This is a genomic window from Pseudomonas sp. S36, assembly GCF_016647875.1.
Taxonomy (GTDB): domain Bacteria; phylum Pseudomonadota; class Gammaproteobacteria; order Pseudomonadales; family Pseudomonadaceae; genus Aquipseudomonas; species Aquipseudomonas parafulva.
The window spans coordinates 17,918-30,357 of the sequence record NZ_JACVVG010000029.1; the positions used below are offsets into that span (position 1 = coordinate 17,918).

Sequence of the window (12,440 nt, forward strand, 5' to 3'; positions counted from 1 at the left end):
GCAGGCAGAAAAAAACCCCGACTGGCTCATACCAGCTCGGGGTTTTTATTGCGTGCCGCTCGTCAGTGGGATACGCGGCTGGTGCCATCAACGGTCATGATGCGTACCCGGTCACCCACACGGAAGATTTCGTTTTCCTGCACGGCCTGTACATAGGCACGCATGCTGCCGTCGTCTTCACGCACGGTGATTTCTACACCCTGGGTGCGCGTAATGCCTTCTTCGGCGGCAGAGCCAGCAAGGCCACCCGCCACAGCACCGATAACGGCCGCTACGATACTGCCGCGCCCACCGCCCACGGCGCTACCGGCCAGGCCACCGACAACGGCGCCGGCGCCGCCGCCGATTGGGGTCTTGGTGCCTTCGATCTTGACGGGGCGCAGCGATTCGATGGTGCCCATACGCACGGTTTGAACACGGCGGGCTTCGTCGCGTGAATAGCTGTCACCGCTCAGGCTTGAGGCACAGCCACCCAGCAGCAACGACATGGTGGTAAAGGTCGCCAACAGCAAAGCGGATTTACGCATGGGTACAATCTCCAGAGGTCAGGTGTTCATTAGACGCTGCACGTTGACGGCTGTCACGACGCAAACGTTATAAAATTGTTTTCATTCAGCTGGCGTACAGACGCACCGCTGAATGCAGCCATTCAATTCAGACCAAGGATAGCCATGGATTACTTCATCGTCGTGGTCGCCACCGTTGCGGGGCTGTATTTCCATGGGTGGCTGTACGTGCGCATGCGCCGCTGGATGGACCGCGACCTGGCGTTGTCGCTGGCCGGCACGGACCCGCAAAAGCAGGCGTACATGCTGCAAAGGTTGCAGCAGGCACGCGTGGAGAAGGTGAAGCGCAAGCAGCTGGCCGGGTGGCTGCAACGTGAGGCGGCCGCCTACCCCGGCTGAGCTGACGAGGGGCCGCCATGCAGCCCTGTGCATCAGGGGGCCAGGCGCTCCCGCAGCCATTGCCCGTCGACACTGCGGTAGTTCAAGCGGTCGTGCAACCGGCTTGCACGCCCTTGCCAGAACTCGATTCGCTCCGGCAGAAGGCGGTACCCGCCCCAGTGTTCCGGGCAATGGGGCTGGGTGTCGGAAAAGCGCGCTTCGGTGGCCTTGACCAGGGCCTCCAGAGCCTCACGGCCAGCAATGACCTGGCTTTGAGGCGAGGCCCAGGCCCCCAGGCGACTACCCAGGGGGCGCACCTGGTAATAGTCGTCGGACTCCTTGACCGTTACCTTCTCCACCCGGCCTTCAATACGCACCTGGCGCTCCAGCGCCGGCCAGAAGAAGGTCATCGCGGCAAACGGGTTTTGCCGCAGTTGCTGCCCCTTGGCACTGTCGTAGTTGGTGAAGAAGGTGAAACCGCGCTCGTCCAGCCCTTTCAACAGCAACACCCGGCAATGCGGGCGCCCCTCACCGTCCACCGTGGCCAGGGTCATGGCATTGGCCTCGACAGGCGCCTGTTCGGTTTTTACCGCGTCGCCGAACCATTGGTGAAACAAGGCAAAAGGCTCCGCGGGGGCCTGGGCCTCGGCCAGGCCATCACGGGTGTAGTCGCGGCGCATATCGGCCAGGGTTTGGGTCATTGCTGCGTTCCTTGACGATCAGTTGGTCTTCGCAGGGCTGTTGGCAGCTACTTTCTTGTCGGTGGTAGCTTTTTTGGCCACCGGCTTGGCCGGGGCGGCTTTTTTCTTGGCGGGTGCTTTGGCAGACGCCTTGGCCTTGGCTGCTGGCTTCTTGGCCGCGGCCTTGGTTGCGCTCTTGGCCGCAGGCTTGCTCTCGGCCGCCTTGCTAACCGGGGCCTTGGCATCCTGCGCCGCGACCATGGACGCCGGCGCCGGTGCCGGGGTTGCCTGCTGATATTTGGTCAGCAGTGCGACCATGGTGTTTTGCGGGGTAAGCAGCATTTCCACACGGCGGTTGAGGGCGCGGCCCTCTGCACTGTCGTTGGCGGCACGCGGCATCACCGACCCCATGCCCTTGAGGATCAACCGATCACGCTGCAACCCGCTGAGGCGGAAGATGGCAGACACGGAAGCAGCGCGTTCCAGGCTAAGCTTCTGGTTGGCTACTGGCACACCGCTGGTATCGGCATGGCCCAGGACCAGCACGGCTGTCTTGGGGTCACCTTCCACCGTCTTGGCCACGCGGGTGATCGGCCCCAGGGTCATAGGCAGCAGCATGTTCGGGCGGTCCGGGTTGTAGGAGCCGTCCACCGGCAGCGTCACGGCCAGCACGTTGTCGCGCCGCTCCAGCTCCAGCTTGCTGTCCTTGATCGCCTCGCGCAGTTTGGGCTCGTACTCGTCCAGCCAGGCCTGGGTGGCCTTCTGGTCGATCTTCGGCACCACCGGGCCCTCTGCCTGTTTTTCTTCGTTGCCAAACGGCCACCACCAACGGCTGCCGCTGCTGGACTTGGCGTCAGCCTTGGCCACATTCTCGGTGACCGCCTGCTTCACTTCCTGGTCGGCGACCTTGTCCGAACCGAACGGCCACCAGCTCGAACTGGCACTTTTGGCGGTGCCCTGGGATTGGCTGGCGCAACCGGTAACAGCGGCCAGGCACAGGGCGAGTGCTAAGGTTTTATGTGAAGACATCAGCGATACACCATGAATTAGAAAGAAATTTTGCCCACACTCTTCAGGCATTGGCATTGAGGATAGTCAAAGAGCCTGGGCAATACTCGCATTACCCGATCAAAGGCATTGCGCAAGTACCCGCACCAGTTTCTGCGCCCGCGGGTCCATCAACACGTAGGGCCCCAGGGTGTTGACGACGAACCCGAAGGCTACATCATGTTCAGGGTCGGCAAACCCCACCGAGCCGCCGGCACCCGGGTGGCCAAAGGCGCGGGCACCCAGGCCGAAGGTGGCGTTGGCCACCTGGGGCTGATCGAGCATGCAGCCCAGGCCAAAGCGCGTCTGGGTCAGCAGGGTGCGGTCCTGGCCCAGGCTGTGCTGGCGGGTAAGCTCGTCAAGCAACTCGGACTCCAGCAGGCTGCCGTCCAGCAAGCCCGCATAGAACCCGGCAAGGCTTCGTGCGTTACCGTGGCCATTGGCGGCCGGCTGCTGCATGCGCCGCCATTCCGGCTTGTTGGGACTGGTAAGGATGGCCGGGGGGTTGGTGAAGGCGCGGGTCGACAACGCGTGTGGTTCGCGCAGGGTTACCTGCAGCAGCCGCTGCGCCGCTTCGTCGCCCGGGTTGCCCTTGCCTCGGGCGATGTGGGCCACCCGCTCGAACTCCTGGTCATCCAGGCCAACATGGAAATCCAGGCCCAGGGGGCGAGCCGTGCGCGCCACGATCGAATCACCCGGTGCGCGCCCGTCTGCGCGGCGGATCAGCTCACCGATCAGCCACCCGTAGGTGATGGCCGCATAGCCGTGCTCGGTACCCGGCACCCACCAGGGCTCCTCTCTGGCCAGCACATCGACCATGGCCTGCCAGTCGTACAGCGCCTCGGCAGGCAGCACCTCACGGATAGCAGGCAGCCCGGCCCGGTGGCTGAGCAATTGGCGCAGGGTAATCGCCTGCTTGCCAGCCTGGGCAAATTCAGGCCAGTAATTGGCGACCGGCGCATCCAGGTCGAGCTTGCCCTCGCCCACCAATTGCAAGGCCGTGACAGCGGTGAAGGTCTTGGTGCATGAAAACAGGTTGGCGATGGTGTCACTGTGCCAGGCCTGCTGCCCGTCCCGGTCGGCAGTGCCCGACCACAGGTCCACAACCGTATCGCCACCCACCTGGATGCACAGCGCGGCGCCCCGCTCCTGGGGGTCGTCGAACAGGGCGGCGAACGCCTCGCGTACCGCTTCGAACTTCAGCTCATAGTGACCCTGAATCTGCACCCGCTGTTCTCCGTACGGCACATTGCGAAAATGGCGTGCATTGTTTCAGTAGTTGGGCGTTTTGCAAACCGGTCACTGCGCCTTGGGTTTCTCCAGGTACCCACGCAACTGGGCCAAGGCCTCCAGGTTGCTCCTGCGCGCCGCCTCGACAAAGCCCGGGTAGGCCACGTCGGTAATGGCGACCAGCCCCAGATGACCGTTTTCACCATCAAGCAGCCGCCCGCTGGCGGGCTGGTCCAGGTACTGGAACCAGTGTGCGCCCACGATCATCGGCTGGCTGAGGGCGGCCTTGAGGAAACGACCGTAGGCGGGGCCACGGTCCTCTTCGCGCACCACTTCCAGCGGGCCTGGCCAGAACGGGCCGCGATCACGCGAGCCGAACTGGAATTCCGAGACCAGTACCGGCTTGTCCAGCTCGGCCAGGCGGGCGAAGTCGTAACCATCCTGCGGCTGGAGCGTATAGAAATTGAAGCTGAGCACGTCGCAGAACTCGGCACAGGCTTTCACCGCCTCTGGTGTACTCACCGCAAAACGGCCGCCCAGCAACAGGTGGTTGGGCGCGTGCCATTTCAACGAGTCGGAAATGGTCTTGAAGTAGGTTTCGGCAAATACCTGCTGGAAGTACTGGTAGTCACGCTCGATTTCCGGGTGCTCCGGGCTGGGCAATGGCCCCTCGAAACCCGGGTCTTCCATCAGTTCCCAGGCGCTCAACTCAATGCCCCACGCCTTGGACAGGCCCTCCTGGTTGCGGTACTTGTCGCGCAACTGCTTGAGAAACGCACGCTTGGCCGGCACGTCGGTGGTCAGGCGCAAGGTGCCGTAGGCCAGCCCATAGCGTGCTTTGGGGTCGGCGCCGGGGGCTGCCCAGGCCAGCTCGTTGTCGGCGAAGTAGCCGACCAGCCAAGGGTCGTCGCGGTGATCCCGCGCAGCGATGGCGACCGCACGCTCGGTGGCCATGGCGAAACGGGGGTCGAACGGGTCCGGCATGCTGCCCCACCAGTCCATGCCGGTGCTGATGCTGGCGTAATCCCCAACGATCGACAGCGGCAGGGTGTAAGGCATGCGCTCGGCCTCGATCAACGCCGGGTCGCTCCAGTTGCCCAGGGTGTTGAAGCCCCATGCCTGGAGCCGATCCAGTGCATGGCCCTGCCAGCGGGCAGCATCCAGTGCGGCGGGTGGGCAGTTGGCCGGTTGCTCAGGCCCGGTGGGCGGGCACGGCTTGCCGTAAGTGCGTTGCAGGTTGGCCGCGTAAAAGTCGAACCAGCGCCCTTTCTTGAAGTTGCGCCCCGCTGAAGATGCATTGCCATCGTCGTTGTTGCCTTCGCCATAGAAGGCAGCAAGCATGCTGCCGGCCTCAGGCAAGCCCTTGAACATGCCCTCACGGCCCTGCACATAGGTTCGCCCGCCGTCCGCAGCCACGGCGTTGACACCCAGCGAATAGAACGGGTGGCCTTGCGGCGTTACCAGGTACCAGCGCCCATCGCGTTTTTCAGTGCGGAAAAACCCTTTGGCCTCGAATGCCTGCCCCGCCATCAGCCCGCCGAAATCATCCAGTGGCTGCTTGCCACGCTCTGCCAGCCAGGCCTTCAACTGCTGCTGTTCACGGCCATCGGCTGCCTTGAGCTGGTCGTCGTTGGCGACCTTTTCTGGCCAGTTGGCGCGGGTGGACTGCCCATAGCTGTCGATCAGGTCACGGTAGGCTGCCTGATACGCCTGGTCGTCATCCTGAATGCCGACGCGCTCGATCAACAGGCTCTGGGCCACCTTGGGGCCGGGAATGCTCAGGCTGACCGACGCCACCTGCTTGAGGTCGAGTGCGCCAGCACTGCTGGCCAGCAGCAGGCGCTGGCCGCCAAAGCTCCACGGCATGGGCGGGCCGGCGCGCATACCCTGGCTCGATGGCGAGCTGGCGGCCAGCGGCACCATCACGGTTTGCGCAGGCCCTGCGGGCAGGTCAACCCTGCTCGTGAGCGTACGGCCATCGCTGCCCTGCACGGTCACATCCACAGTCAGCGCCCAATCCATGCCACTTTGCAGGCGCAACGTCAGCCAGCGCCCGGCGGACCAGTCCCACACGCCGCTCTGCGGGCTCAAGCGCAGGGTCGGCCGCTCGGCCGGGTTGAATACCACCCGCCGCAACACCTCACCGCCCGCCGTCTGCTCGGCGTTGTACTGCGGCAGGCCGGCGTCCACCGTCGCAACATTCACCACCGAGGCCGGGCGCACGAAACTGAACAGCGTCTGCTGCCCCGCCAGTAAAGGCGAACTGAACAACAGGGCGAAAACAGCAGGCAGGGTGCGGCGGACCATAGGGATGGGGCTCTCCTTCAGGGCCCTCATGGCCCACGACTGAGTAAATGGACAACGTGCCGGCGCAAGTGCTCCAGCTGTCAGCAAATCTCCCGCCTGAACGGCGGCAGCGCATTGAGAATAGCCTTGCCATAGCGCTGGGTAACCAGGCGCCGGTCAAGCAAGGTGATGATGCCGCGGTCCTGTTCAGTGCGCAGCAAACGGCCGCAGGCCTGGATCAGGCGCAACGACGCATCGGGTACGGCGATTTCCATGAACGGGTTGCCGCCACGGGCCTCGATCCACTCCGCCAGGGCAGCCTCTACCGGGTCATCCGGTACAGCGAACGGGATCTTGGCAATAACCACGTGCTCGCAATAGGCGCCCGGCAAGTCCACCCCTTCGGCGAAGCTGGCCAGGCCGAACAGCACACTGTGCTGGCCGTCGTCGACCCGCGCCTTGTGCTTGTTGAGGGTTTCCTGCTTGGACAGGTTGCCCTGGATGAGCACCAGCTTGCGCCAGTCCCGGTCCAGGCCATCGAACACATCCTGCATCTGTTTGCGGGAAGAGAACAGCACCAGCGCGCCGCGCGCGTCTTCGACGATGTTGGGCAGTTCACGGATGATGGCGGCGGTGTGGGCCGCGGCATCCCGGGGGTCGGCCTTGAGGTCCGGCACCCGCAGCAGGCCGGCATCGCCATGCACGAACGGGCTGGGCACCACGCAACTGACGGCGTCGCGTGGCAACCCGGAACGCATGCGGAAGCGGTCGAACTTGCCCAGCGCAGTCAGCGTCGCCGAAGTGACCAGTGCGCCATGGGCGACGTTCCACAGGTTGCGGCGCAGCATCTCGGCCGCCAGGATGGGGCTGGCGTTGACCTCGATATCGAACAGCGCACCGGTTTCGGCCAGGGTCAGCCAGCGCGCCATCGGCGGGCTGTCCTCCGGGTCTTCGGCGGTGAACGCCGTCCACAGTTCCCAGTTGCCCTGGGCACGGGTTTGCAGGCTGCCGAACAGCGGGTACCACTCTTCGGCCTGGTGACTGGCAATGCCGATGCTCACCTCCCCCCCCATGCCTTCCTTGAGCAGGTCAGTCAGGCGAGTGAACAGGTCGTTGAGGCGGCTGAAGCCCTTTTTCAGCTCCACCCCCACCTCACGGATCTGCTCCGGCACCACCCCACCCGGGAACCGATAACGCGGGCGCTCGCGCCCTTCGTTATCTTCGCCTGGGCGGAAGTCGGCAACCTGTTCGCACAGGGTGAACATGAACTGCTGCTGGGTGCGGATTTCCCGGGCAAGCTCGGGCACCTGCTCGATCAACTTGCCCAGGTCGCCCGGCAGCGGGTGCTGGGCCAGCAGCTTGGTCAGGTTCTTGGCCGTCTGTTCCAGCCAGTCGGCGGTGGAGCGCAGGCGCGAATAATGGGCAAAGTGGCCAATGGCCTTGTCGGGCAGGTGGTGGCCTTCGTCGAACACGTACAGGGTGTCGCGCGGGGCAGGTAGCACCGCGCCGCCACCCAGCGCCAGGTCGGCCAGGACCATGTCATGGTTGGTGACGATGACATCCACCTTGCCCATGCCCTCGCGGGCCTTGTAGAAGACGCACTGCTGGAAGTTGGGGCAGTGGCGGCCGGTGCACTGGCTGTGGTCGGTGGTAAGCCGCGCCCAGTCTTCGTCTTCCAGGGTTTCGGGCCAGCTGTCGCGGTCGCCATCCCAGCGGTTGCCGGCCAGCTTCTCGATCATGCTGTTGAACAGCTTCAGGCTGCGCTCATCAACGTCGATACGAAAGCCTTCTTCTTCAAGCAACTGGGCCTGGGATGTCTGTGCGTGGCCCTCTTGCACCAGGATGTCCAGCTTGGACAGGCACAGGTAGCGACCACGCCCCTTGGCCAGGGCGAAGCTGAAGTTCAGCCCGCTGTTGCGCATGAGGTCGGGCAGGTCCTTGAAGACGATCTGCTCCTGCAGCGCCACGGTGGCGGTAGCGATGACCAGGCGCTTGCCGGCCGCCTTGGCTGCCGGAATGGCCGCGAGGCTATAGGCAACTGTTTTGCCGGTACCTGTACCCGCTTCCACGGCCACGACGGCAGGCTCGCCGGCACGGCGGCCTTCATCGTCGCAGGCGATGTCGCCGAGGACCTTGGCCACTTCGGCGATCATCAGGCGCTGACCGTAGCGTGGCTTGAGGCTCTTGGCTTCGAGAAAACGCGTATAGGCGCCCTGGATGGTGGCTTTGAGTTCGTTGCTGATCATGGTCTGCAGGCGCCCGGAGGGCTGGATATATTTTCAGTGTTGCGCATTGGGCGGCTATCATACCCCGCTCTTGCCCTTTATGCCGCATGGAGATCCGGATGGCCGCCTTTGCCCTGCCCTACACATTGCATGTTCTGGCTGCCCTGATATGGGTCGGCGGCATGTTCTTCGCCTGGCTGGTGCTGCGCCCTGCAACGGTTGCAGCCCTGGAAGGGCCTGCGCGGCTGCGCCTGTGGGTGGAAGTTTTCCGACGCTTCTTCGGCTGGGTCTGGGTGGCTGTGGTGGTTTTGGCGATAACAGGTGTCGGCATGTTGCACATGCGCTTCAACGGCTTCGAAACTGCCCCTCGCTACATTCAAGCGATGATGGGCGGCGGCATCGTCATGTTCGCCCTGTTTCTGCGTATACAGGCCCTGCTGCTGCCGGAGCTCAAAACCGCTGTGCAGGCCCAAGACTGGGCCGCCGGTGCAGCGGTGCTGGGGCGGATCAGGCGGATGATGGGCGTGAACCTGTTGCTGGGCCTCGCCGTTGTGGCAGTGGCCAGCGCCCGCCTGATGCCCTGAGCGCGGCGCCGGTTACAGACGCTGCAGGATCAGCTCCCCGGCGGCGCCAGCCAGGCCCGGCTGGCCCGCTTGCCCAGCACGCCCGCTGGCGCCCGCTGCGGTGCGGTAGACCAGGCAACCTTTGCTGGCACCGCCTTTGCCCGCCTTGCCCGCGTCGCCGGCCTTGCCCGGTGCACCGCCATCGAGCCGCACCACGATGCGCTCCTGGGGGAAACTTTGCGGCACGCTCAGGCGCACACGCCCGCCAGGCGCCCCGTCATGCCCGTTACCGCCATCGTCGCCGTTGAAACCGCGGCTGGCCTGCCCCCACGTGCAACCACCCGCTTGCCCATTGGCACCATCGAGCCCCGCATAACCAGGCGCACCTGCGCCACCGCGGGCGTCGATGGCCAACTGCTCCGCTTCCACCTCGGCCAGTTTCAGGTCCAGGCCACGGCCAGAACGTGCCGCACGCTGGTAGCTGCCCGCAGCCCCCGGCGCACTGAACTCGCTGCCGGCCCCAAGGCTTGCATTGGCAGCCTCGATCAGCAACGGGCTGTCTGACGGCGCAATGGCGATGCGTGCGTCACGCCCAAGCTCCAGCCTGTCCACTTTCAACTCGGCCAGGGTCGCGGGCAACATCAGGGTAGCGCCGTCGCCCACCCGTAGCTGGTCCAGGTGAACGCTGGCCGATTTGGTCGGCAGGCGCAGCATGGAATTGGCGCCCACCTCCAGGCTCTGGGCCTGCGCCAAAGGGGTAGCCAGCAGGGCAAGCAACATCAGATTACGCATTTCGTGGCGTCTCCTGCGCACGGGGGATGGACATGACATGGAATATACCGGTCAACAGGATTTGCAGGCGGTCGAACCAGCGGTGGCTGCGCCCGCGCAGGCTACCGTTGAAAAAGAGGACCTCAAGCACGTGCAGGCACAGCAGCAGGCCGCCCGCCGCGTTGATCAAGAGGTTCAGCGGCAAGGGCTGCGGTGCCATCTGATTGAACAGCACCACACCCCAGAAGGCGATTGTGAGGACCTTGCCCAGGCCCAGGAAGAACTTCATGCCTTGCCCCCATCGATGAGCGTCAGCCCCGGATGGCTGACTCGACCGCGCCAGGGCTCTACCTTAACTGCAACCCCCAATGCCGCGCCAGCAGGCGCAACACCGGGCACCCATGCCACGGAATGCGGCACGGGTGCCTACGGGCTAGCGCTCGATCTTGATTTCGGTACGGCGGTTCATGGCACGCCCTTCGGCAGTGGCGTTGTCCGCAACCGGCTGCGACTCACCGGCCCCCACGATCGACACGAAGCTGCTGCGCGGTATGCCGCTTTCAACCAGGTAGTCGGTCACCGAATGGGCCCGGCGCTCCGACAGTTTCTGGTTGTAGCTGTCCCTGCCCACGCTGTCGGTGTGGCCGCTGACGCTCAGGCGAGCGGAAGGCGCTTCCTGCTTCAGGCGGGTGGCGATGGTGTTGAGGCGTTGCTTGTCGGCCGGCGTCAGGCGCGCAGAATCAAATTCGAAGTGCACGTCGCGGATGACGATGACCTCTTCCTTGGCCACCACCACCTCTTCCACCACCACCGCCTCAGGCTGCGGCGGCGGTGGGGGGCAGCCGTTGGCGTCCACCTGCACGCCACGCGGTGTGCCTGGGCACTTGTCGCGGCTGTCAGGCACACCATCACCGTCTTCGTCACCGTCACCATGAGCCCAGCAATAGCCGGCTGCCAGGCCACCGCCCAGCAGTGCCCCCCAGCCGGCCCAGCTGGAGCTTTCGATGGCGCCCAGCGCTGCGCCGCCCACGCCTCCGACGGCCGCACACTTGGGCCAGTCGGTCTTCTGCAAGCCTGCGCAACCCGTCAGCACGCTGGTGAGCAGGATCAAGGGTACCGCTGTGCGTACTATGCTCATCTCATCGCCTCTCCTTAGTGGGAACCGGCATAACGCCGACCTGTGGGAGTAAAGACGGTGCATGCCAACCCTGCCAGCAATCGGCCATCTCGCTTGCATGCAGCCCTTTGCCGACGCGCCCTGGCCCGCTAGTCTTGGCCAACATGAAAGAGGATTGGCTATGACCGACGGTTTCTCGCAACGTACGCCGCAACAGGCCCTGGCCGCACTGCTCGAGCGCTTTACCCCGCAACGCCTGCTGCTGGTGGGCACCCGGTTCCCTGCCCTGGACGCCTTTCTTCAGGCGCACCCGCAGGTCACCCTGGCCACGGCCACGCCCGGCCAACTGCCTGCCGCACTGGCCGCCCAGCGTTTCGACCTGGCGCTGCTGGTGGATTGCCTGGAGCACCTACCCAAGCGAACCGGGCTGGAACTGCTGGGCGGCATCCGCAATCTCAATGCCAGCCGTGTGGCAGTGTTGGCGGACCTTGCCGCCTGCGGTTGGCAAGATACCGACTTCTTCGCCCTGGCCCTGTCGGCCAGCGAGAAATTCTGCCGCGAGCAACAGGTGCTGAGCCTGTTCACCTATGATCTACACGATTACAAGCAGGTACCGGACTGGCTCAATGCACGGTTCTGGGCCAACCCTGAAAATTTCGGCAAGTACTGGTGGTGATAATGAGTGTTTCGGTCTGCCCATGCGGCAGTGGCAACCTGCTTGATGCCTGCTGCGGTCATTACCATGCTGGCACGCCGGCACCGGATGCCCAGGCGCTGATGCGCTCGCGTTATAGCGCTTATGTGCTGGGCCTGGTCGAGTACCTGGTGGCCACCACCCTGCCCGCCCAGCAGGCCGGGCTGGACCGTGCGGCCATGGCAGCCTGGAGCGCACAAAGCACCTGGCTGGGGCTGGAAGTGGAAAGTGCCGAGGTGCTGGGTGGCCAACCCGAACACGCATTCGTCACCTTCACCGCGCGTTGGCACGACCAGGCCGGCGACCACCAGCACCGTGAATGCTCCGCCTTCGTTCAGCACGACGGCCGCTGGTACTTCATCGACCCCACGGTGGGGCTCAAGGCCGGGCGCAACGACCCCTGCCCCTGCGCCAGCGGGCAGAAGTTCAAGAAGTGCTGCGCCAGTTACGTGGGTAGCTGAGCATGATGACGCGCATCCGCTTCATGCTGCTCTGCGGCCTGCTCTTGCTCGTGGGGGGCTGCGCCAGCTGGGGCGGTGCAGACTGGCGCGAACCTCAGGTGCACCTGGTCAGGGTGGAAACGGTGAAAGCCCGCCTGCTGCAACAGGAATTCGTGTTGCATGTGCGGGTGGAAAACCCCAACGACAGCCGCCTGTTCATCCGCTCCGTCGACTACGCACTGCGCCTGAACGATGTTGTGCTCGCCCAGGATGAAGCCAGCCTATGGCGCAGCGTGGGCCCCCATGAACGGCGTACATTCAAGATCACTGCCCGGACCAACCTGTGGCAGCACCTCAAGCCCCTGGCGAAAATGCTGAAAAGCGGGCGGCCCCTGCACTACAGCCTGCAGGCAGAACTGGCCACCGGCCTGCTCATCCATCGGGACCTGCACTTGTCGCGCAGTGGTGAGATAATGCCCGGCGATCACTACCCGGAGTAACCC

General features: G+C 64.6%; 14 protein-coding genes. 5 read left to right on the top strand and 9 right to left on the bottom strand.

Going from position 1 to position 12,440, the window contains the following annotated elements; genetic code table 11:
• Positions 1–62: 62 nt before the first annotated feature.
• A complete protein-coding gene (locus IAE36_RS16375) occupies positions 63–527 on the bottom strand; it encodes a glycine zipper 2TM domain-containing protein (protein WP_028633210.1) in 465 nt (154 codons plus the stop codon).
• A 144-nt stretch (positions 528–671) separates the two neighbouring features.
• Between IAE36_RS16375 and IAE36_RS16380 the strand changes: the two genes are divergently transcribed.
• A complete protein-coding gene (locus IAE36_RS16380; protein WP_028633211.1) occupies positions 672–905 on the top strand; it encodes a hypothetical protein in 234 nt (77 codons plus the stop codon).
• Between the two features lie 32 nt (positions 906–937).
• Here the strand turns inward: IAE36_RS16380 and pdxH are convergent, their stop codons facing one another.
• The 5 genes from pdxH to dinG form a co-directional block, all read right to left on the bottom strand.
• Complete coding sequence (gene pdxH / locus IAE36_RS16385; protein WP_201213479.1) at positions 938–1,585, bottom strand: pyridoxamine 5'-phosphate oxidase; 648 nt, start codon at positions 1,583–1,585, stop codon at positions 938–940.
• A gap of 18 nt (positions 1,586–1,603) precedes the next feature.
• Entirely contained in the window at positions 1,604–2,593 is a 990-nt protein-coding gene (locus tag IAE36_RS16390) for an OmpA family protein (protein WP_060482783.1), read from the bottom strand.
• Positions 2,594–2,692: 99 nt separating this feature from the next.
• The gene (locus tag IAE36_RS16395; RefSeq protein ID WP_201213481.1) at positions 2,693–3,838 is read right to left on the bottom strand and encodes a serine hydrolase domain-containing protein; all 1,146 of its coding nucleotides are present in this window, start codon (positions 3,836–3,838) and stop codon (positions 2,693–2,695) included.
• Positions 3,839–3,910: 72 nt separating this feature from the next.
• The gene (locus IAE36_RS16400) at positions 3,911–6,148 is read right to left on the bottom strand and encodes a beta-galactosidase (RefSeq protein WP_060482781.1); all 2,238 of its coding nucleotides are present in this window, start codon (positions 6,146–6,148) and stop codon (positions 3,911–3,913) included.
• Positions 6,149–6,228: 80 nt separating this feature from the next.
• The gene (gene dinG, locus IAE36_RS16405; protein WP_028633216.1) at positions 6,229–8,373 is read right to left on the bottom strand and encodes an ATP-dependent DNA helicase DinG; all 2,145 of its coding nucleotides are present in this window, start codon (positions 8,371–8,373) and stop codon (positions 6,229–6,231) included.
• 98 nt (positions 8,374–8,471) lie between these two features.
• On the opposite strand from dinG, the gene IAE36_RS16410 reads away from it, so the two are divergent.
• Positions 8,472–8,936 (top strand): CopD family protein, encoded by a 465-nt coding sequence (locus IAE36_RS16410; protein ID WP_201213483.1) that lies wholly within the window; start codon positions 8,472–8,474, stop codon positions 8,934–8,936.
• Between the two features lie 12 nt (positions 8,937–8,948).
• On the opposite strand, the gene IAE36_RS16415 is transcribed toward IAE36_RS16410, so the two are convergent.
• The 3 genes from IAE36_RS16415 to IAE36_RS16425 all read right to left on the bottom strand — a co-directional run bounded on the left by IAE36_RS16415 (position 8,949) and on the right by IAE36_RS16425 (position 10,824).
• On the bottom strand, positions 8,949–9,707 hold the full coding sequence (locus tag IAE36_RS16415) for a hypothetical protein (protein WP_028633218.1): 759 nt from the start codon (positions 9,705–9,707) through the stop codon (positions 8,949–8,951).
• Complete coding sequence (locus IAE36_RS16420; protein ID WP_028633219.1) at positions 9,700–9,975, bottom strand: DUF1145 domain-containing protein; 276 nt, start codon at positions 9,973–9,975, stop codon at positions 9,700–9,702. The genes IAE36_RS16415 and IAE36_RS16420 overlap by 8 nt, the downstream gene beginning before the upstream one ends.
• 144 nt (positions 9,976–10,119) lie before the next feature.
• On the bottom strand, positions 10,120–10,824 hold the full coding sequence (locus IAE36_RS16425) for an OmpA family protein (RefSeq protein WP_028633220.1): 705 nt from the start codon (positions 10,822–10,824) through the stop codon (positions 10,120–10,122).
• 160 nt (positions 10,825–10,984) lie between these two features.
• On the opposite strand from IAE36_RS16425, the gene IAE36_RS16430 reads away from it, so the two are divergent.
• The 3 genes from IAE36_RS16430 to IAE36_RS16440 are packed head-to-tail and all read left to right on the top strand — an operon-like array spanning position 10,985 to position 12,437.
• Complete coding sequence (locus IAE36_RS16430) at positions 10,985–11,479, top strand: DUF6231 family protein (protein WP_201213485.1); 495 nt, start codon at positions 10,985–10,987, stop codon at positions 11,477–11,479.
• Between the two features lie 2 nt (positions 11,480–11,481).
• Entirely contained in the window at positions 11,482–11,958 is a 477-nt protein-coding gene (locus tag IAE36_RS16435) for a YchJ family protein (RefSeq protein ID WP_028633222.1), read from the top strand.
• 2 nt (positions 11,959–11,960) lie between these two features.
• Positions 11,961–12,437, top strand: coding sequence for an LEA type 2 family protein (locus IAE36_RS16440; protein WP_201213487.1), 477 nt, complete (start codon positions 11,961–11,963; stop codon positions 12,435–12,437).
• Positions 12,438–12,440: the final 3 nt, after the last annotated feature.

Coding starts and splice junctions, on each gene's coding strand:
- IAE36_RS16430 (WP_201213485.1), top strand. CDS start 10,985: ATGACCGACGGTTTCTCGCAACGTACGCCGCAACAGGCCCTGGCCGCA.
- pdxH (WP_201213479.1), bottom strand. CDS start 1,585: ATGACCCAAACCCTGGCCGATATGCGCCGCGACTACACCCGTGATGGC.
- IAE36_RS16380 (WP_028633211.1), top strand. CDS start 672: ATGGATTACTTCATCGTCGTGGTCGCCACCGTTGCGGGGCTGTATTTC.
- IAE36_RS16435 (WP_028633222.1), top strand. CDS start 11,482: ATGAGTGTTTCGGTCTGCCCATGCGGCAGTGGCAACCTGCTTGATGCC.
- IAE36_RS16375 (WP_028633210.1), bottom strand. CDS start 527: ATGCGTAAATCCGCTTTGCTGTTGGCGACCTTTACCACCATGTCGTTG.
- IAE36_RS16400 (WP_060482781.1), bottom strand. CDS start 6,148: ATGGTCCGCCGCACCCTGCCTGCTGTTTTCGCCCTGTTGTTCAGTTCG.
- IAE36_RS16390 (WP_060482783.1), bottom strand. CDS start 2,593: ATGTCTTCACATAAAACCTTAGCACTCGCCCTGTGCCTGGCCGCTGTT.
- dinG (WP_028633216.1), bottom strand. CDS start 8,373: ATGATCAGCAACGAACTCAAAGCCACCATCCAGGGCGCCTATACGCGT.
- IAE36_RS16415 (WP_028633218.1), bottom strand. CDS start 9,707: ATGCGTAATCTGATGTTGCTTGCCCTGCTGGCTACCCCTTTGGCGCAG.
- IAE36_RS16425 (WP_028633220.1), bottom strand. CDS start 10,824: ATGAGCATAGTACGCACAGCGGTACCCTTGATCCTGCTCACCAGCGTG.
- IAE36_RS16420 (WP_028633219.1), bottom strand. CDS start 9,975: ATGAAGTTCTTCCTGGGCCTGGGCAAGGTCCTCACAATCGCCTTCTGG.
- IAE36_RS16410 (WP_201213483.1), top strand. CDS start 8,472: ATGGCCGCCTTTGCCCTGCCCTACACATTGCATGTTCTGGCTGCCCTG.
- IAE36_RS16440 (WP_201213487.1), top strand. CDS start 11,961: ATGATGACGCGCATCCGCTTCATGCTGCTCTGCGGCCTGCTCTTGCTC.